The 18,926-nt window shown below is 70.9% G+C and carries 19 protein-coding genes; 5 read left to right on the plus strand and 14 right to left on the minus strand.

Annotated elements, in window-relative coordinates; all coding sequences use genetic code 11:
- Positions 1–61: 61 nt before the first annotated feature.
- From AB0C33_RS00635 to AB0C33_RS00660, 6 genes are all read right to left on the minus strand, one after another.
- Entirely contained in the window at positions 62–757 is a 696-nt protein-coding gene (locus tag AB0C33_RS00635; RefSeq protein WP_352362734.1) for an SRPBCC family protein, read from the minus strand.
- Positions 758–832: 75 nt separating this feature from the next.
- Entirely contained in the window at positions 833–1,687 is an 855-nt protein-coding gene (locus AB0C33_RS00640) for a xanthine dehydrogenase family protein subunit M (RefSeq protein WP_358282261.1), read from the minus strand.
- Positions 1,684–4,029 (minus strand): xanthine dehydrogenase family protein molybdopterin-binding subunit, encoded by a 2,346-nt coding sequence (locus AB0C33_RS00645; RefSeq protein ID WP_358283891.1) that lies wholly within the window; start codon positions 4,027–4,029, stop codon positions 1,684–1,686. The genes AB0C33_RS00640 and AB0C33_RS00645 overlap by 4 nt, the downstream gene beginning before the upstream one ends.
- Before the next feature lie 50 nt (positions 4,030–4,079).
- Positions 4,080–4,562: a (2Fe-2S)-binding protein gene (locus AB0C33_RS00650; RefSeq protein WP_352362730.1), complete on the minus strand. Its 483-nt coding sequence runs from the start codon at positions 4,560–4,562 to the stop codon at positions 4,080–4,082.
- Positions 4,563–4,634: 72 nt separating this feature from the next.
- Positions 4,635–4,838 (minus strand): hypothetical protein, encoded by a 204-nt coding sequence (locus tag AB0C33_RS00655; RefSeq protein ID WP_358282264.1) that lies wholly within the window; start codon positions 4,836–4,838, stop codon positions 4,635–4,637.
- A complete protein-coding gene (locus tag AB0C33_RS00660) occupies positions 4,828–6,561 on the minus strand; it encodes a PspC domain-containing protein (protein ID WP_358282266.1) in 1,734 nt (577 codons plus the stop codon). The genes AB0C33_RS00655 and AB0C33_RS00660 overlap by 11 nt, the downstream gene beginning before the upstream one ends.
- Positions 6,562–6,675: 114 nt before the next feature.
- On the opposite strand from AB0C33_RS00660, the gene AB0C33_RS00665 reads away from it, so the two are divergent.
- From AB0C33_RS00665 to AB0C33_RS00675, 3 genes are all read left to right on the plus strand, one after another.
- Positions 6,676–7,884, plus strand: a complete 1,209-nt coding sequence (locus AB0C33_RS00665) for a PspC domain-containing protein (protein ID WP_358282268.1) — start codon at positions 6,676–6,678, stop codon at positions 7,882–7,884.
- Positions 7,881–8,513: a response regulator transcription factor gene (locus AB0C33_RS00670; protein ID WP_352323887.1), complete on the plus strand. Its 633-nt coding sequence runs from the start codon at positions 7,881–7,883 to the stop codon at positions 8,511–8,513. The genes AB0C33_RS00665 and AB0C33_RS00670 overlap by 4 nt, the downstream gene beginning before the upstream one ends.
- Positions 8,514–8,689: 176 nt before the next feature.
- Positions 8,690–9,580 carry a L,D-transpeptidase gene (locus AB0C33_RS00675; RefSeq protein WP_358282270.1) on the plus strand — a complete coding sequence of 297 codons (891 nt, stop codon included), beginning with the start codon at positions 8,690–8,692 and terminating at the stop codon, positions 9,578–9,580.
- A 210-nt stretch (positions 9,581–9,790) separates the two neighbouring features.
- Here AB0C33_RS00675 and pcrA read toward each other — a convergent pair whose 3' ends face one another.
- Positions 9,791–12,013: a DNA helicase PcrA gene (pcrA, locus tag AB0C33_RS00680; protein ID WP_358283894.1), complete on the minus strand. Its 2,223-nt coding sequence runs from the start codon at positions 12,011–12,013 to the stop codon at positions 9,791–9,793.
- Between the two features lie 125 nt (positions 12,014–12,138).
- Between pcrA and AB0C33_RS00685 the strand changes: the two genes are divergently transcribed.
- Entirely contained in the window at positions 12,139–12,858 is a 720-nt protein-coding gene (locus AB0C33_RS00685; RefSeq protein WP_358282272.1) for a PIG-L deacetylase family protein, read from the plus strand.
- Between the two features lie 21 nt (positions 12,859–12,879).
- Here AB0C33_RS00685 and AB0C33_RS00690 read toward each other — a convergent pair whose 3' ends face one another.
- The 6 genes from AB0C33_RS00690 to AB0C33_RS00715 all read right to left on the minus strand — a co-directional run bounded on the left by AB0C33_RS00690 (position 12,880) and on the right by AB0C33_RS00715 (position 16,762).
- Positions 12,880–13,170 carry a PIN domain-containing protein gene (locus tag AB0C33_RS00690; protein ID WP_358282274.1) on the minus strand — a complete coding sequence of 97 codons (291 nt, stop codon included), beginning with the start codon at positions 13,168–13,170 and terminating at the stop codon, positions 12,880–12,882.
- Between the two features lie 8 nt (positions 13,171–13,178).
- Entirely contained in the window at positions 13,179–13,307 is a 129-nt protein-coding gene (locus tag AB0C33_RS00695; RefSeq protein ID WP_358282276.1) for a hypothetical protein, read from the minus strand.
- Between the two features lie 299 nt (positions 13,308–13,606).
- Positions 13,607–14,326 (minus strand): CPBP family intramembrane glutamic endopeptidase, encoded by a 720-nt coding sequence (locus AB0C33_RS00700; protein ID WP_358282278.1) that lies wholly within the window; start codon positions 14,324–14,326, stop codon positions 13,607–13,609.
- A gap of 67 nt (positions 14,327–14,393) precedes the next feature.
- Positions 14,394–14,651, minus strand: a complete 258-nt coding sequence (locus tag AB0C33_RS00705) for a WhiB family transcriptional regulator (protein ID WP_352323895.1) — start codon at positions 14,649–14,651, stop codon at positions 14,394–14,396.
- Between the two features lie 66 nt (positions 14,652–14,717).
- Positions 14,718–15,365, minus strand: a complete 648-nt coding sequence (locus tag AB0C33_RS00710) for a neutral zinc metallopeptidase (protein WP_358282280.1) — start codon at positions 15,363–15,365, stop codon at positions 14,718–14,720.
- A complete protein-coding gene (locus tag AB0C33_RS00715) occupies positions 15,362–16,762 on the minus strand; it encodes a glutamate--cysteine ligase (RefSeq protein ID WP_358282282.1) in 1,401 nt (466 codons plus the stop codon). The genes AB0C33_RS00710 and AB0C33_RS00715 overlap by 4 nt, the downstream gene beginning before the upstream one ends.
- 191 nt (positions 16,763–16,953) lie before the next feature.
- Here AB0C33_RS00715 and galE point away from each other — a divergent pair, with 191 nt between their 5' ends.
- Complete coding sequence (gene galE, locus AB0C33_RS00720; protein WP_358282284.1) at positions 16,954–17,931, plus strand: UDP-glucose 4-epimerase GalE; 978 nt, start codon at positions 16,954–16,956, stop codon at positions 17,929–17,931.
- Positions 17,932–18,017: 86 nt separating this feature from the next.
- On the opposite strand, the gene AB0C33_RS00725 is transcribed toward galE, so the two are convergent.
- Positions 18,018–18,902 (minus strand): hypothetical protein, encoded by an 885-nt coding sequence (locus AB0C33_RS00725; protein ID WP_358282286.1) that lies wholly within the window; start codon positions 18,900–18,902, stop codon positions 18,018–18,020.
- Positions 18,903–18,926: the final 24 nt, after the last annotated feature.

An 18,926-nucleotide genomic window follows, 5' to 3' on the forward strand; every position in this document is an offset into this window, starting at 1 on the left:
GGAATGGCACTTCCCCCTGATAGCGGGAAGTGACCGGACTTTATGTGGTTTTTGCTGAAAATCAGCGCATAAGGCGACGAACCACCCAGATGAGGATCGTGAGCGCCAGCAGGCCGCCCGCGATCGGCGCGAGCCGCCTGAGCAGCGGCTGCCCGGCGATCTCCATCAGGTCGAGCGCCTCCTCGTCGGGCGTGCGCGAGGTCCGCAGCGTGCCCGCGGGCCGCACGTCCGGCTCGGGGACGGTCACCGCGCTCAGGTGCCGCTCCTCCTCCTGGGGCTGCTCCTGGGGTGCGACCGGCTCCACCATGGGCTCGGAGAGGAGCTGGGCGAGGTTGCCGGCGAACCTGTCGATCAGCTTGGCCCCGACCTCGGCCATGACCCCGCGCCCGAACTGCGCCGGCCGCCCGGTCACGTTGAACGTCGTCTCCACGGCCACCGACGTGCCTCCCTCGGCCGGCGTCATGCGCGCCCTGACCGTGGCCGAGGCCGTGCCGGAGCCCCTGGCCTCCTTGCCCGACGCCTGGATGGCGAGCGTGTGGGAATCCTTGTCGACGTCCTCGAACCTGGCCGAGCCCCGGTAGGTGACGGTGATCGGGCCGACCTTTACCTTCATCCGGCCGGTGAACTCGTCGCCCTCGAAGATGTCGAGCGTCGCCCCGGGCAGGCACGGCGCGACCCGTTCGACGTCGAGCAGCACCGCCCACGCCTGCTCGACCGGAACCGGGACAGTGAACTCGTGCTCGAACCGCATCGCCATCGATCCGCTCCTTCCGAGGTTGGTTGCGACACTACGTCGGGGCGGGGGCGCCCGGAAGAGGCGCCCCCGCCTCACTCAGGGAGTCCCGGCGGCCGTGCGCACTGCCCGATGGGTCAGCACCCGGGCCAGGTGACGGCGGTAGTCGGGCTGGGCGTGCAGGTCGGCGGGGGGCGAGGTGCCCTCCGCCGCCTCCTCGCACGCCTGCCGCACCCGGTCGCCGAGCTCGACGCCGCGCAACGCGGTCTCGGTCGCGCGGGCGCGCACCGGGGTCGGGCCCATGTTCGTCAGCGCGACCCTGGCCTCGGCGATCGAGCCGTTGGCACGCCTGACCGCGGCCGCCACGCCGACGATCGCCCACGACTGCGCGGTCCGGTGGAACTTCTCGTAGTGGAAGCCCCAGCCCTCGCCCAGCTTCGGCACCTTCACGCCGACCAGGATCTCCCCGGCGCGCAGCGACGTCTCCAGGTAGTCGACGAAGAACTCGGCGGCCGGGATCTCCCGTTCGCCCTGCGCCGACGCGGCCACGATCACGCCGTCCAGCGCCAGCACCACGGCCGGCAGGTCACCGGCCGGGTCGGCGTGCGCCAGCGAGCCGCCGAACGTGCCCCGGTGCCTGATCGCGGGGTCGGCCACCCTGGCCGTGGCCAGCGCCACCAGCGGGGCGCCGGCGTTCACCACCGGCGACCGCATGACCTCGTCGTGCGTGGCCAGCGCGCCGATGAAGACGTGGTCGCCCCGGTCGTGCACGCCGTTCAGGCCGGGCAGCCGCCCGATGTCCACCAGCTTGGACGGATACGCCAGCCGCAACCGCAACAACGGCAGCAACGACTGCCCACCGGCCAGCGCCTTGGCGTCCTCGTCGGCGGCGAGCTCCGCGCAGGCCGCCGAGAGCGAGTCGGGACGCACGTAGTCGAACGGTGCGGGGATCATCGCCGCGCTCCTTCCAGCGCTCGCCAGACACGCTCGGGCGTGCACGGCATCCGGATGTCGCCGACGCCGTAGGGCCGCAGCGCGTCCACGATCGCGTTCACCACCGCCGGGGTGGAGGCGATCGTGCCCGCCTCGCCGACGCCCTTGACGCCCAGCGGGTTGCCGGTCGCAGGGGTCTCGGTGCGGTCCGTCGTGAACGACGGCAGGTCCGCCGCCGACGGCAGCAGGTAGTCGGCCATGGTCGCGGTCAGCAGGTTGCCCTCGGAGTCGTAGACGGCCTCCTCGAACAACGCCTGCGCCACGCCCTGTGCGATGCCGCCGTGCACCTGGCCCTCGACGATCAGCGGGTTGACCACCTTGCCGACGTCGTCCACGGCCACGTACGAGCGGATCCTGGTCATGCCCGTCTCGGTGTCCACCTCCATCGCGCACAGGTGCGTGCCGTGCGGGAAGGAGTAGTTGTCCGGGTCGAAGGTGGCCTCGGAGTCCAGCCGCGCCTCCACGCCGTCGGGCAGGTCGTGCGCCTGGAACGCGGCGTAGGCCAGCTCCTGGATCGTGCGGCCCGACCCGGTGCCGCGCACCTTGAACACGCCGCCGTCGAACTCCAGGTCGTCGGGCGAGCACTCCAGCATGTGGGCGGCCAGCTTCCTGGCCTTCTCCCTGACCTTCTCGCACGCCTGGAGCACGGCGATGCCGCCCACGACCAGCGAGCGCGAGCCGTAGGTGTCCATGCCCTTGTGCGCGACGGCCGTGTCGCCGTGCAGCACCCGCACGTCCTCGAACGGCACGCCCAGCGCGTCGGCCACGATCTGGCTCCACGCCGTCACGTGCCCCTGGCCGTGCGGGGACGTGCCGGTGATGACCTCGACCTTGCCGGTCGGCAACATGCGCACCGAGCCGTGCTCCCAGCCGCCCGCCCCGAACCTGGCCGCCCCGAGCAGCCTCGACGGCGCCAGCCCGCACATCTCCGTGTACGTGCTGACCCCGATCCCGAGCTGCACCGGATCGCCTCGGTCCCGCCGGTCGGCCTGCTCGGCCCGCAGCTTGTCGTAGCCGAACAGCGACAGCGCCCGCTCCGTGGCCGCCTCGTAGTTGCCCGAGTCGTAGGTCAGCCCCGAGATCGTCGTGTACGGGAACTCCTCGTGCCTGATCCAGTTGCGCCGGCGCACCTCCAGCGGGTCCAGGCCCAGCTCGGCGGCGAGTTCGTCCATCGTCCGCTCGATGCCGAACGTCGCCTCGGGACGGCCCGCGCCCCGGTAGGCGTCCGTCGGCATCTTGGTGGTGAACACGCCCCGGCAGCCGAACTCGTAGGCGTCCATCTTGTAGATCGCGTTGAACATGGACGCCCCGAGCAGCGGCACCCCCGGCGTCACCAGCATCAGGTACGCGCCCATGTCGGCCAGCAGGTCGACCTGGAGCCCCCGGATGCGCCCGTCGGCGTCGGCCGCGAGCCGGATGTGCTGGAGCTGGTCGCGGCCGTGGTGCACGGTCAGGTTGCCCTCGGAGCGGGACTCCGTCCACTTGACCGGCCGGCCCAGCCGGCGCGCCATCAGCAGGCAGAGCACCTCCTCGGCGGTGACCTGCAACTTCGAGCCGAAGCCGCCGCCCACGTCGGGGGCGATCACCCGCAGGTCGTGCTCGGGGATGCCGGTCACCACCGCGAGCATGACGCGCAGGATGTGCGGGATCTGGGTGGAGGTCCACATCGTGAACGAGTCGCCGTCGGTGTCCACCAGCACCGCCCGCGGCTCCATGGCCGTCGGGATGAGCCGCTGCTGCACGTACGTCCGGTCCACGACGACGGCGGCGCCCTCGAACGCCGCGTCGATGTCACCCGAGGTGATCTTCATGGAGAACGCCTGGTTCCCCGCCTCGTGCACCTTCGGGCTGTCCGGCGACAGCGCCTCGGTCATGTCGAGCACCGCGGGCAGCGGCTCGTAGTCGATCTCGATGGCCTCCAGCGCGTCGGCCGCCCGGTACCGGTCGGTCGCGACCACGCAGGCCACGGCCTCGCCGACGTACCGGACCTCGGAGGTGGCCATCGGCGGGTGGTCGGGGATGACGACGTCGTCGGTCACCGGCCACGCGCACGGCAGGCTGCCCTGCTCGGCGGCGAAGTCCTGGCCGCTGAACGCGGCCACCACGCCGGGCAGGCCGCGGGCCGCCGACACGTCCACCCGGGTGATCCGGGCGTGGGCCATCGGGCTGCGCAGGAACATCACGTGCAGCGTGCCGGGCCGGGAAAGGTTGTCCGTCCAGCGCGTACGCCCCGTCAGCAGCCTGGCGTCCTCCTTGCGCCGGCGCGGCCGGCCCACCTCGTGCACGCCGGCCGGCTCGTTGATCTGGCCGCTGCCGGCGATCTGCCCGGCGACGGCCTCGGGGCTCAGCTCGCTCACTGCGTCCTCACCGCCTGCCCCATCTCCTGCGCGCCGCGCTTCACGGCGCGCACGATGTTGCAGTAGCCCGTGCAGCGGCACAGGTTGCCCTCCAGCCCGTGCCTGATCGACTCCTCCGACGGCTCCGGGTCCTCCCGGACCAGGTCGATCGCGGCCATGACCATGCCGGGGGTGCAGTAGCCGCACTGCAAGGCGTGCTCTTCGTGGAAGGCCCGCTGCATCGGGTGCATCGACCCGTTCGCGCCCAGGCCCTCGACGGTGACGACGTCGCCGCCGTCGGCCTGCACGGCGAGCACGGAGCAGCTCTTCACGCTCTTGCCGTCGAGCAGCACCGTGCAGGCGCCGCAGTTGCTGGTGTCGCAGCCGACCGGGGTGCCGGTCCTGCCGAGCCGCTCACGGAGTAGATGAACGAGGAGGAGCCGCGGCTCGACGTCCTCCTCGTACTTGATCCCGTCGACGGTGACGGTGATTCGGGGCATACGTCCTCCCTCAGGAGCAGGGGGAAAGGCGGACACACCCGAAACTACGCCGGTGTTTTTCCCGGTCAAGGGTTACTTGCCGCGGACCACCCGAGCGATGATCGCCACCACCCCTGCGAAGGCCAGCCCCACCACGGTCAGCCCGACCAGGAGCAGCGCGTCCGTGAGCACGCGGGTCACCACCAGGATGCCGAGCACCACGAACAACGTGCCGCTCAGCAGGGCCATCCAGTCGGTCCGGTGCAGGCGCCGGACCCGCTCGACGTCACGCGCCACGCCGCACCTCCATGTCGCCCAGGCCGCCCCGCAGGTTCAGCACGATCGTGAACTCCTCGTCCTCGGACCTGACCTCGGGCTCCAGCACCTTGTCGAACTTGACGTCCACGCCGCCCCTGATCGACTGGTCGACCTTGATGTCGCCGACCTTGTTCATCGCGTGCACCTCGACCCTGGCCGTCGGCGGCACGATCACCGTCAGCTCGCCCACGGAGACCCGGGCGTCGAACGTCAGGCTCGTCCCCGGCAGCGCCTTCAGCTCCGTCAGGTCCAGCCGGCCGTCGCCGACGCCGACGTCGTAGACCTTGCCCGCCTCAGAGGGCTTGGTCAGGTACCAGGTGGAGTCGCCGAAGTTGCGCGGCAGGCTGCCCAGCATCAGCCCCACGCCGATCAGCAGCGCGACCGTGGTGCCCGCCGCGACGAGACCGGCGCCGCGGCCCCACCAGGCGGCGATGAGCAGACCGGCGCCGATGGTGATGAGCACGGCGCCGCCGACGATGGTCGGGCTCACGCCCGCGGCCGACCTGGCCTGGACCGCCACGACGATCCCTCCCACTATGATCGCGAGCAAGATGGTGATGACCCCGATGAACGACTTGGGGCGCCGGGCCCGGGGGGCCGGGGCGGGGGCCGGGCGGCCGTACAGGGCGGGGTCGTAGGGCGACTGGCCGGACCGCCTGGCCGGGTCGAGCGGGCGGTAGGGGCCCTTCGGGGCGAAGGGCTCGCCGTAGCCGCTGTAGTCGATCGCGGTCCTGGGCTGCGGGCGGTAGGCGGGCGGCTCCTGCCGCGACGCCGCCTGAGCCTCGGCTTGCGGCCGCGGCTGCGGCTGCGGGGCCTCGACCTGCGTCTTCGGGGCCTCGGGGGCCTCAGGGGCCTCTGTGCCGGGCGTCTGTGCCTGGCGGGTCGCGTCGCGGGGGAGCTGGTGCTCCGCCGTCACGGCGCCGGCGGCCTCCATCGCCTGTGCGGCCTCGATCTTCGACATCTCGGCCCGGCCGGCCTCCGCCTGTCCCGCTTCAGGGGTTTCGGGCCGGTCCGTACGAGGTGTCTCGGCCTGCCGGCCGGCGGACATCGCCCGCAGCCGCGCGGCCACGGCCTCGGCGTGCGCGGCGGCCGTCGGCCGGGGAGCCGGAGCCGGAGCCGGGGCCGGGGACTCGGGGTGGGCCGTCACGGTGTCGCCGAGGCCGGACCAGCCGGGTTCGGCGGGACGTACCCGAGGTGCGGACGCGGGCGGCGCGTAGGGCGGCGCGGGCGGCTCCGCGTCGGGGGAGCGCCGGCGACCGAGCCGCTCGGGCATCGAGCGGGCCAGGCCCAGCAGGTCGACGCCTCTGGAGTGGGCCGCGAGCAGCGAGACGGCCAGCAGCACGCCGACCACCAGCGTGCCGGTGTCGAGCCAGACGGTCGCGAGGTTGAGCGCGAGGCCGAACCCGAGCACCGCCGTGAGCAGCGCCATCACGGCCTCGGCGTCGAGGTCGCGGCGGGTCCACTGCTCGATGATCCCCGGCCCGCCGTTGGGCTCCTTCATCAGCAGGTAGGCCGCGATGTACAGGAAGATCCCGATACCCGAACCGAGCAGGAGCACGGCGAACGCCACGCGGAACACCACGGGGTCGATGCCGGTGTGCCGCCCGAGACCGGCGCAGACGCCCATGAGGAAGCGCCCCTCGCTGCTGCGTCGCAGCTCCCGGGGCGGGGCGGCGGGTTGCCTGGGCGGAGCTTCTGTCATGGAACCATCGTGGACCGTCGGGCGGGGTGGCCGCATCCGGGAGACCCCTGACTCGACCCTGGGGGTTGTTCCCTGATGCCCGAAGTGCCCGCGACATGTGACGATGGCGATGTTATGGCAGACCAGAAGACACTTGCCGAGCCCACCGGCGATCGACCCTATCGCCGGATGCTCCGCCCCATGGAGGGCCGCCTGCTCGGCGGCGTGGCCCAGGGGCTGGCGGCGCAGCTCTCCCTCGATCCCGTCGTGATCAGGCTGATGTTCGTGCTGCTCAGCGTCGTGGACGGGGTCGGCATGGTGGCGTACGCCGTGCTGTGGATGATCACTCCGCGTGAGCCGTACGAGGGGCAGCCGCCGCAGCGCGACTGGAGCCAGCTCGCCGCGTTCAGCGCGATCGGCGTGGCGCTGGCCGCGTTCGGCTGGCTGACCGGGGCCTCGAAGGGCGGGATCGGCATGTTGCCGTTCGCCGTCGGCGGCATCGGCGCGCTCATCCTGTGGCAGCAGGCCGACCCCGAACGCCGCAAGAACTGGGTCAGCGGGGCCACCAAGAGCATCCGGACCAACCGGGTGCGCACGCTGCTCGGCGTGACGTTGGTCGTCATCGGCGCGGCCGGCTTCCTGTACGCCCAGGGCGAGCTGGCCCAGGCCAGGCCCGGTCTGCTGTTCACCGTCGTCGTGGTCGGCGGCATCGCGGTCATCGCCGCGCCCTGGCTGGCCGGCCTGTGGAAGGAGCTGCAGCTCGAACGGCGCGAGCGCATCCGGCAGGAGGAACGCGCCGAGGTGGCCGCCATGGTGCACGACTCGGTGCTGCACACGCTCACCCTCATCCAGCGCGTCTCCCACGACCCCCGCGAGGTCACCCGACTGGCCCGCTCCCAGGAGCGCGAGCTGCGCAACTGGCTCTACCAGCCCGCCCAGGACGCCGACGCCACCGTGGCCGCCGCCGTACGCCGGATCGCGGCCGAGGAGGAGGACTCGCACGGCGTGCCCATCGAGGTCGTCTGCGTCGGCGACATCGACCTCGATCCGCAGGGCAAGCTGGCGGCGATGCTCAAGGCGTCCAGGCAGGCGATGGTCAACGCGGCCAAATATTCTGAGAGCCCGGCCATCTCCGTCTACGCGGAGGTGGAGGGCTTGGAGGTGACCATCTTCGTGAAGGATCGCGGCAAGGGCTTCGACCTTGAGGCGGTGCCCCTCGACAGAATGGGCATCAGGGAGTCCATCATCGGGAGAATGGAACGTCACGGCGGCACGGCCAGGGTCCGCACCGAGCCCGGCGAGGGCACGGAAGTGATGCTGACGATGAAGGTGGACAAGCAATGACACGCGTGTTGATCGTCGACGACCACCGGCTGTTCAGATCCGGCGTACGCGCGGAGCTGGGCGACTCGATCGAGGTCGTGGGCGAGGCGGAGGACGTCGAGACGGCTGTCAAGGCCATCGCCGAGCACCAGCCCGACGTGGTCCTGCTCGACGTGCACATGCCCGGCGGCGGCGGCCAGGAGGTGCTGCGCCGCGTCCTCAGCACCGGCTCGCAGGTGCGCTTCCTCGCGCTGTCGGTCTCCGACGCCGCCGAGGACGTCATCGGCGTCATCAGGGGCGGCGCGCGCGGCTACGTCACCAAGAACATCAGCGGCAAGGAGCTCACCGACGCCATCCGCCGGGTGGCCGACGGCGACGCGGTCTTCTCGCCGCGGCTGGCCGGGTTCGTCCTCGACGCCTTCGCCTCCTCCGAGGCGCCCTCGATCGATCCCGAGCTCGACTCGCTGACCCAGCGCGAGCGCGAGGTGCTGCGGCTGATCGCCCGCGGCTACGCGTACAAGGAGATCGCCAAGGAGCTGTTCATCTCGGTCAAGACCGTGGAGACGCACGTGTCGTCCGTGCTGCGCAAGCTCCAGCTCTCCAACCGGCACGAGCTGTCCCGCTGGGCCACCGCGCGCCGCCTGGTCTGACCCTGCTTTCTGGACCGTTACAAGGTCGTTACGGCGATCGGTAGACGAATCAGGCGTCTCAGTAGTCACACATGGAAGGAGAAGCACATAATCCAGGAGTAACCCCCTTGAATCGCGTCCCCCGGTTGCTTGCCATGGTCGCACTGGTCTCGGCTGCGGCCTGTTCGGCAGAAGGCGTGCCAGCCTCGCAGGCCCCGGCGGTCCGGACGACCGCCTCCGTGGGCCTCGCCGCGGCTGCCCACGTCGCGGCTCCGGCCAAGAAGGTCAAGCTCGACATCGCCGACATCACGCCCATGGCGGAGACGGCGGAGAAAGTCGGTGTCGGTTTCCCGATCATCGTCACGTTCGACCGGGATGTGAAGGACAAGGCCGCCGTGGAGGCGCTGCTGGAGGTCCAGGCCGACAAACCGGTCGAGGGCGCCTGGCGCTGGGTGTCGGCCCGCAAGGTCATCTACCGGACGAAGACGTACTGGAAGCCGCACCAGAAGGTGCTGTTCACCGCGCGCCTCAGCCAGCTGCCCGGCAACAAGGCCGAGGACGTCACCCGCCGCTTCGCCGTCGGCACCGCGAACATCTCGGTCGTCGACACCCGCCGGCACCAGATGAAGGTCTACCGGGACGGCAAGATCGCCAAGAAGATCGCGATCAGCGCCGGCCGGGGCGGCCTCATGCGCAACGGCGTGGACGTCTACCTCACCACCAGCGGCGTGCACCTCACCATGGGCAAGAAGTCCGTCGAGACGATGACGTCGTCCTGGATGGGGGTGACCGACCCCAAGGACCCGCGCTACTACAAGGAGGAGATCCCTTGGGCGGTGCGCATCTCCGACAGCGGCGAGTACGTGCACCAGAGCGCCGGCTACTACCAGTACCTCGGCCGCTCCAACCAGAGCCACGGCTGCGTGCGCGCCACCCCGCAGGGCGCCAAGTGGTTCTACGGCATCGCCCAGCGCGGTGACGTCGTCAAGATCACCGGAACCAAGCGCAAGCTCGACTGGCGCAACGGCTGGAGCTACTGGCAGCTCAACTGGACCCAGTGGAAGCAGGGCAGCGCCCTCAAGCCCTGACCTGGAAGCGGAGCGGCAGGGCCACCTCCAAGCGCCCTGCCCTCACCACCGCGACCCAGGCGCCGCACACCCCCGACCCGCCGCCGGGACCCGGCTCCTCAGAGCCTCGCCCCCCGCTGTCGAGGGCCCGGCGCCTCAGAGCACCGATCAGCCCTACGCCGTCGGGCGCCCGGCCCCCGTCGAGGGTGGGCGCCCGTCGACCCCCAGGGGTCAGAGCTTCTCCAGGGGTGCGTACGCCAGCAGCAGCGTCTTCTCCCCGTCGGCGCCGAAGTCGATCTTGACCTTGGTCTTCTCCGCCACCCCGTCCACGGCCACCACCGTGCCGAGCCCCCACTTGTCGTGCGTCACCCGATCGCCGGGCGTCAGCGACAGGATCTGCCGCGACCCGCCGCTCTTAGGCGCCGGCCGCGCGGCCGGTTCCCGCCGCGTCGCCGCGCTCCAGGCCGACTTCTCGGGGTCGGTACGCCAGTCGATGAGCTGCCCCGGCACCTCGTTGACGAACCGCGAGGCCGGGTTGAACGACGGCGATCCCCACGAGCTGCGCACCGCCGCCCGCGTGAGGTAGAGCCGCTTCTGCGCCCGGGTGATGCCGACGTAGGCCAGCCGCCGCTCCTCCTCCAGCTCCTTCGGCTCGCCCAGCGACCGGACGTGCGGGAACACGCCGTCCTCCATCGCGGTCAGGAAGACGACCGGGAACTCCAGCCCCTTGGCCGTGTGCAGCGTCATCAGCGTGACGACGCCCTGCCCGCCGTCGGCGTCGGGGATCTGGTCGGCGTCGGCGACCAGCGACACCTGCTCCAGGAACTCCACCAGCGTGCCCTCGGGGTTGGCCTCCTCGAACTCCGAGGCCACCGAGACGAGCTCGTTGAGGTTCTCCAGGCGGGACTCGTCCTGGGGGTCTTCGGAGGCCTCCAGCTCGGCGCGGTAGCCGGTGGCCACCAGGATCTCCTCGGCCAGCGTCGACGGCGGCACGCCCTCGGCCTTGGCGATCAGCTCCTCCAGCATCGCCACGAACTCGCGCACCGCGTTGAGCGAGCGCGTCGCCATGCCGTACGCCTCGTCGGCCCGGCGCAGCGCGTCCCAGAACGAGATGCGCTCGCGCGAGGACAGCGCCTCGATCATGGCCTCGGCCCGCTCGCCGATGCCGCGCTTGGGCACGTTGAGGATGCGCCGCATCGACACGACGTCGGCCGGGTTGGCCAGCACCCGCAGGTAGGCCAGCAGGTCTTTGACCTCCTTGCGCTCGTAGAAGCGCACACCCCCGACCACCTTGTACGGCAGCCCGGTGCGGATGAAGATCTCCTCGAACACCCGCGAGGCGGCGTTGGTCCGGTAGAACACCGCGACCTCGCTCGGCTTGACGCCCTCCTCGTCGCTGAGCCGGTCGACCTCCTGGGCCACGAACATGGCCTCGTCGTGCTCGTTGTCGGCGACGTAGCCCACGATCTTGGGACCGTCGCCCTGGTCGGACCAGAGGTTCTTCGGCTTGCGGCCCTCGTTGCGCGCGATCACCGCGTTGGCCGCGGCCAGGATGTTCTGGGTGGAGCGGTAGTTCTGCTCCAGCAGGATCGTGCGGGCGTCGGGGTAGTCGCGCTCGAACTCCAGGATGTTGCGGATCGTCGCGCCGCGGAAGGCGTAGATCGACTGGTCGGCGTCGCCCACCACGCACAGCTCGGACATGTCGGCGCCCGGACGCACGACGTCGCCGTCGGCGGTGCGCAGCTCGGGATGGCCCACCAGCTCGCGGATCAGGATGTACTGGGCGTGGTTGGTGTCCTGGTACTCGTCGACCAGCACGTGCCTGAACCGCATCCGGTAGTGCTCGGCCACCTCGGGGAAGAGCTGGAACAGCGTCACCGTGTTCATGATGATGTCGTCGAAGTCCATCGCGCCGGCCTCGGTCAGCTTGAGCTGATAGGCCTTGTACGCCTGCGCGAGCGTCTTCTCCAGGTGGGAGCCCGCCCTGTCGAGCGCGGTCTCGTAGTCGACCAGCTCGTTCTTGAAGTTGCTGACCTGCGCCGAGAACGAACGCGGCGGGTAGCGCTTCGGGTCGAGCTCCATCTCCCTGCAGACCATCGCCATCAGCCGCTGGGAGTCGGCCTGGTCGTAGATCGAGAAGCTGGACGGGAAGCCCAGCCGCTTGGCCTCGCGCCGCAGGATGCGCATGCAGGCGCTGTGGAACGTCATCACCCACATCGCCTTGGAACGCGGCCCGACGAGCTTGTCGATGCGCTCCTTCATCTCGCGGGCGGCCTTGTTGGTGAAGGTGATGGCCAGGATCTCGCCCGGATGCGCGTTGCGCTCGGCCAGCAGGTAGGCGATGCGGTGGGTGAGCACCCGCGTCTTCCCCGACCCCGCCCCCGCCACGATGAGCAGGGGGCTGCCATGATGGATCACGGCCTCGCGCTGCTGGGGGTTGAGGCCGTCGAGCAAGGGGTGGTCAACAGAGACTTGGGTCGGCACCCACCTAGGTTAAGACGCGCCACCGACAAACGGCGCCCGGAATGCCTTCGACGGGGTGCCGGTTGTCCTCCGTACAGGGTCCAGGAAGGGAAGCCATGCTGGCGGAAGCCGAGATCAACCGGGTACTTGTCGTGACCGCGCATCCCGACGACGTCGACTTCGCGGCGGCAGGAAGCGTGGCGCTGTTCGTGGAGCGGGGCGTGGAGGTCACGTACCTGCTCGTCACCGACGGTGACGCCGGCGGCAACGAGCGCACCCTCGACAACTCCGGCATGGCCGAGCTCCGCAGGACCGAGCAGCTCGCCGCGGCCAAGGCCGTCGGCGTGACGGACGTGCGCTTCCTCGGCTACTCCGACGGCCGGGTGGTGCCCTCGCTCGACCTCCGGCGCGACATCGCCCGGGTGATCCGCCAGGTACGCCCCGACCTGGTCATCACCCACCACCCCGACCGCAACTACCAGTTCGTCGCCCCCAGCCACCCCGACCACCGGGCCGTGGGCGGGGCCGCGCTCGACGCGGTCTACCCCGACGCCCGCAACCCCTACGCCTTCCCGGAGCTGCTGCGCGAGGAGGGCCTGGAGGCGTGGACGGTCAGGGAGGTCTGGCTGAACGGCGGCTCCACCCCCAACCACTGGGTGGACGTCACCGCGGTCATGGACCGCAAGCTCGCGGCCTTGCAGTCGCACGTCAGCCAGGTCGCCCACGTCGAGGGCTTCGTCGACTTCGTCCGTGGCCGCTTCGCCGCCTGGGCCGAGCAGGCCGGCTTCGGCGAGGGCCACTACGCGGAGGGCTTCCAGGTCGTGCCCACGGCCTGACCTGGTCGTTCCGCTCCCGGCTCAGGGGATCGAGCCCGGCGGCACCACCCAGAGCGCGGGCTGCCCGGTGACCTCGGAGATGATGTCGAAGGCCCGGTCGTAGTGCAGGATCGTCGCCTGATGCACCTCGGCACAGGCGGCGATCAGCAGGTCGCTCGGCCCGATGCCACGGTGGTGAGAGAGCCCGACCAGTTGCCTCTGCACCTCGACGGCCCGCGACTGCACCTCCTGGTTCAGAGGCAGGCTGACGCACTGGCGCTGCGCACGCAGGATGCGCCGGTAATGGACGAGATCAGGGGCGCCGCGGAGCACCTCCAGATCTATGTGGCGCAGGTCGCGACGACCTGCGCCACATAGAGCGGGTGAAGGGCCTTGGCGACGACGTCGCTCGTCCGGATGCGGGTGAGGGCGCTCTTGTCGAGGAGGTACGTCAGTCCTGTGGTTGCCACACATGCCGCGTGATCTCCCGGTCCAGGAGATCCGGGCTTCCCTCTGTACGCCAGAACTCGAATGCCTCGATTGCGCCGGCCCTCTCCTGGTCCCTGTCGACGTCGATCACCGTACGCATGCAGCACCACCTCCGTACCTCCACCGCATATCGGGACTTCTGATCTTTGATAGCCGCATTCAGGGAGCCAGTGAGAGCTCCCGCGATGCGCGTCTCGGGTGAAGGTAAAGGCATCGAGGGGAACTTCCTGGACCGTTCCAAGGAGGTGAGGAAGGATTCTCATCTTCCGAGGTGGAAATCTCATCCCCCGCCGGAGGAAGTCTTCCCCCGGCCGTCGCGCCCGGCCTTCGCCGAGATCCTCGCGAAGAGGTAGCCGAGCGAGTTGGTCGCCAGGTGCAGCATCGACGGCGCCAGCAGCCCGCCGCGCCGCCGGAGCTCGCAGAAGAGCACCCCCGCCGCCGCCGTGGACACCACGCTGCCCGCCACCACCCGCGCGACGTCGAGACGGGCGGGCGACTCGCCCGCGGTCAGCGCGCCGAGCGCCGGGTTCGCGCGGGCCATGTCGATCGCCGGGAGGATGTGCCAGAGGCCGAACAGGGCCGAGGAGACCGCCGTGGCGGCGGCCGGGCCGTGCCGGCGGGCCAGCATGCCGTGCAGCGCGCCGCGGAACCCGACCTCCTCCAGCAGGACCGTGCCCAGGGGGACCTGGAGCAGAGCCTCCTCCAGGGCGCGGGCGCGCGAGAGCGACAGGGCGCGCTCGTCGTGGAAGAGCGGCCTGGTGCGGGGCACGGAGATGCCCACGGTGTAGACGGCGGCCACCGCCGTCGCCAGCGCGCCGCCGACGGCCGCTCCGCGGGACGCCTTCTCGAACCCCAGCTCACGCCACGACACCCCGTGCCCGCGTGCCATGGCCACGAGCGCGGCGGTGGCGGCGGCGGAGGTCAGGGGGGCGAGCCTGGGGGCGATCTTGTTGTTGAGGACGTTGGCGGCGGTGAGGACGGCGATCGAGCGCAACAGCACCCTTGCAGGCTACGTCGCATCACAGAACGTCGGCGTCCGGCGGGGGCGGGGTGGTCGGCGGGTGGGGTCAGGAGGCGGCGGAGTTGCGCCAGCCGGCGGGGAAGCGGGTGCGGCGGCGTTCCTGGGGGGTGAGGCCGCCCCAGATGCCTTCCGTCTCGCCCTCGCGTAAGGCGTAGGAGCGGCACTCGTCGATGACCGGGCAGCGGGCGCAGACCGCCTTCGCGCGGGCCTCCTGCAACGGTGAGGGCGCGAGCGGGAAGAAGAGGTCAGGGTCGCTGGACCTGCACGCGCCTCTGCGCAGCCAGCCGATCTCCTCCAGTGGCATGCCTCCACCGTAGAGGCAGGTCATGATCAGACACATCATCCTCTGGGTTGACCCGCGCGTACACCCTCAGCAGGCGCCCACGCCGTCCTCGTAGCCGCCGGCGAAGGAGGACTGGCGTTGCTCGGCGGTGCCGTGGGCGGCGGGGTCCAGCCAGTCGTCCGTGGGGTCGCCGGCGGCCTCCAGGCTGGTCATGAGCTCGTCCTCGTCGCCGGGCTGGGCGCGCAGGGAGCCTGAGCCGACCAGGGCCGCCAGCGTCCCGCCGGCGTAGCAGTCGGCCTGCAGCTCGGCCTGGACGTTCAGCTCGAAACCGGTCCTGAGCTGGGCCTGGACGGCGTGTCCGAACTCGTGGGGGATGATCACGTACACCGAGCCGTCGCCCATGTCGTTCCACAGGGACTCCATCCAGGCCTGGTCGTAGGCGATGAAGTGGCCCTCGGGGCAGTAGAAGGCGTTGTTCGGCACGGACGGCTCGCCCCCGCAGGAAGGCCCCGAACTCCCGGAGTAAGGGATGAAGTCGGCGATGGGCCGATAAGTCATCCCCTGCTGGTCGAAGAACTCCGTCCAGAACGACTCGGTGAGCGTGCGCGCGGCCCGGATGTCGTCCTCGAACGTGTCGGCCCCCTGGACGTCCCTGGACGCCGGCCGGGTGAGGCCGCAGCCGGCCAGCAGCAGGACGAGGGCCAGGACGAGGAGGCGGGGTCGCACGAGGTTCACACGTCCCAAGTGTGCACCGGATCGTTGCCGTGCATGCGGTCGATGTAGTCCAACGTCATGGCGCGTAACGCCTCGTGGCGGTCGCCGCCCTGCGCGCGCACCCGTTCGACCTGCCACGTCGCGCCCGTGCGGCCGGTCAGGCAGCGTCCCTCGATGATGCCCAGCAGCCGGTCGGCGACCGGCGTGTGCACCCCCCACGCGGCCAGGCCCTCGCGCGCCATGGGCAGCAGCCGGCGCAGGATCAGCTCTGCCGCCGGCACCTCGCCCAGCCCCGGCCAGTACAGCCGGGCGTCCAGGCCGTGCCGGGCCGCGGCGGCGAGGTTGTCCTCGGCGGTGCGGAAGGACATCTGGCTCCAGATCGGCCGCTCGGCCGACGGGAGCACGCGCATCAGGCCGTAGTAGAACGCGGCGTTCGCGGCGATGTCGGCGACCGTGGGCCCGGCGGGCAGGACGCGGTTCTCCACGCGCAGGTGCGGCACGCCGTCCACGACCGCGTAGACGGGCCGGTTCCAGCGGTAGATGGTGCCGTTGTGCAGGGTCAGCTCGTGCAGCTGGGGGATGCGTCCCTGGTCCAGCTCGGCCCGCGGGTCCTCCTCCTCGCACAGAGGGAGCAGCGCCGGGTAATAGCTGACGTTCTCCTCGAACAGGTCGAAGACGCTGGTGATCCAGCGTTCCCCGAACCACACCCGCGGCCGCACGCCTTGCGTCTTCAGCTCGGCCGGACGCGTGTCGGTGGCCTGCTCGAACAGCGCGATCCTGGTCTCGCGGTGCAGCTCCTTGCCGAACAGGTAGGGGGAGTTGGCCGCGACGGCGACCTGGGGGCCCGCGATGACCTGGGCGGCGTTCCAGTGCGGCGCGAACGCCTCCGGGCTGACCTGGAGGTGGAGCTGGACGCTGGTGCACGCGGCCTCGGGCGCGACGCTGTCGGCGTGGGTGTCGAGGCGTTCCACGCCCTCGATGCACAGGTGCAGGTCCTCGCCGCGGGCGGCGAAGATCTGCTCGTTGAGCAGGCGGTAGCGGGGGTTGGCCGACAGCGTGCCCTCGCTGATGTCCTGCTCGCGCAGCGTGGGCAGGATGCCGACCAGCACCAGGTGCCCGTCCTGGGAGCGGGCGCGCTCCTCGGCGTGGTTGAGCCGCCTTCGTACGTCCGCCTCCAGGTGGAGCGGGCCGTCGCCGGTCAGCTCCCGGGGCTCGACGTTGATCTCGATGTTGAACTGGCCCAGCTCGGTGGCCCAGTCCGGCTGCTCGATCGCGGCCAGCACCTGGGCGTTGCGCATGGCGGCCTCGCCACGGGCGTCCACGATGTTGAGCTCGATCTCCAGGCCGGCGCGGGGGCGTTCGAACTCGAAGCGGGACTCGCGCAACATCTGGGCGAAGACGTCGAGACATCGACGCACCTTTTCCCGATATTTCCGGCGATCGTCCCGGCTGAACACGACGACTGGCACGTCCCTGCCCATACCAGGAAATGTCGCACGGCTGGGCCGACATGACCAGCCGGAGATCGACACGATGTCCCCGCGGGCCGGACCACACGAAGATCATCGAGACGGCGCGCGCCCCTCCGACATCCCCGTAGGGTTCGGGCATGCGTGTATTGATTACCGGTGGGGCTGGCTACATCGGCAGCACGATCGGGTCGGCGTGCCTCGACGCCGGCATCGAGCCCGTGATCCTCGACAGCCTCGTGACGGGCCGCAGGGAGTTCGCCGACGGACGGGTCTTCTACGAGGGCGACATCGGCGACGGCGCCCTCGTCGACAAGATCTTCGCTGAGCACCCCGACATCGAGGCCGTCGTCCACTGCGCGGCACTGATCGTCGTGCCCGACTCCGTCGCGGACCCGGTCGGCTACTACCGCGCGAACGTCGCCAAGAGCCTGGAGTTCGCCGACCACCTGCTGCGCAACGGCTGCGAGCGGATGATCTTCAGCTCGTCCGCGTCGATCTACCAGGCCGGCGCGGACCACACCGTGGACGAGAGCTCGCCGCTCGCGCCGCAGAGCCCGTACGCGCGGACCAAGGCGGTCTGCGAGGCCATGTTCGCCGACATCGCCGCCACCCGGCCGATCCGCATCCTGTCGCTGCGCTACTTCAACCCGATCGGCGCCGACCCGGCGATGCGGACGGGCCTGCAACTGCGCCGTCCCAGCCACGCCCTGGGCAAGATGATCGAGGCGTACGAGGACGGCGTGCCGTTCGCGATCACCGGCACCGACTACCCGACGAGCGACGGCACGGGCATCCGCGACTACGTCCACGTCTGGGACCTGGCCGCCGCGCACGTGGCGGCGCTGCGCCGGTTCGACTCCCTGGACGCCGACGTGATCAACCTCGGCACCGGCGCGGGCACGACGGTCCGCGAGCTGGCCGAGGCGTTCAACCGGGTCGTCGACCGGCCGATCGACGTGGTCGAGGCGCCCGCCCGGCCCGGTGACGTGGCGGGGGCGTACACGCGCAGCGACCGGGCGCGGCGGCTGCTCGGCTGGGAGACCGGGTTCACCGTCGAGGAGGGCATCAGGCACTCGCTGGAGTGGGCCTCCCTGCGCGACTCCCGCCTCGCCTGACCCGCGCCCGGCGGGCGCGGGCCGGGCGCCGCGCCCGTCCCGCCAAGCGGCGACGGGACAGGCGCGGGCCTCGGCACGGGCGGGTGCTACTTGGCGACGCTGACGCCGAACGGCAGGTCGAGGGAGGAGATGTCGTCCTTGCCGTTGTCGAACTCGCTGGAGACGTCCTCAGCCGTCGGAGCCTTGATCGACACGGCGCCGCCCCAGCCGGTGAAGCGGGTGTCGACCCGCACGCCGTTCCTCTTGGAACCGGAGCCGGTGATCGCGGCCTGCGGGAACGTGGCCACCAGACGCACCGGCAGGCCGGCCGCGTCAAGAGTGAGCTTCCAGCTGATGACGCTCTTCAGCGCCTTGGCCGTGGGACGCGTGTCCATCCCGGTCGCCCGGTACCAGGGCGAGACCTTCCGCAGGTCGCGGACGGTGATCGTGCCGGCGTAGCCGCCGCTCACCGGCTTGGCGGTCTTGAGCAGGGTCTTGAGCGTGGCCTGCTCGGCGACGTTCACCGGCTGGCCGAACACGCCGGTGATGCCGCCCGTCGGGCCGTTCTTGGCCTTGAACCAGGTCTCGCCCTCGGGCAGGACCGTGGTCCACATGCCGCCGGACAGGTACGACGTCGTGCCGATCCGGATCGTGCGCTCAGGCGTGGCGAGGGCCTTTTCTTCCTCCGAAGGCTCGTCGCCCAGGTCGGACACGTTGAGGGCGAACTTGCCCGTGATGTCCGAGGCGGCGACACCCGACCTGCTGAACTGGAAGGTTCCCGTGCGCCGGATGAAGACCTCGCTGCGCGTGCCGTCGGTGACGCTGATGCGCTCGCTGAACTTCACCCCCTTGCCGGGGACGAGCTGCTTCTTCACGGCGGCCACGGGGTTCTTGGGCGCGGCCGCCTGGGCCGGAGTCGCGAGCAGCGCGGGGGTGGCGGCCACCAGGGCGGCGGCCGTCGCCAGCGCGACGCCGGTGAGGGTTCGCTTCATGTGCGGTTGTGTCCTTGTTTCGAG

This window comes from Nonomuraea sp. NPDC048881 (assembly GCF_040649795.1).
Taxonomy (GTDB): Bacteria; Actinomycetota; Actinomycetes; order Streptosporangiales; family Streptosporangiaceae; genus Nonomuraea.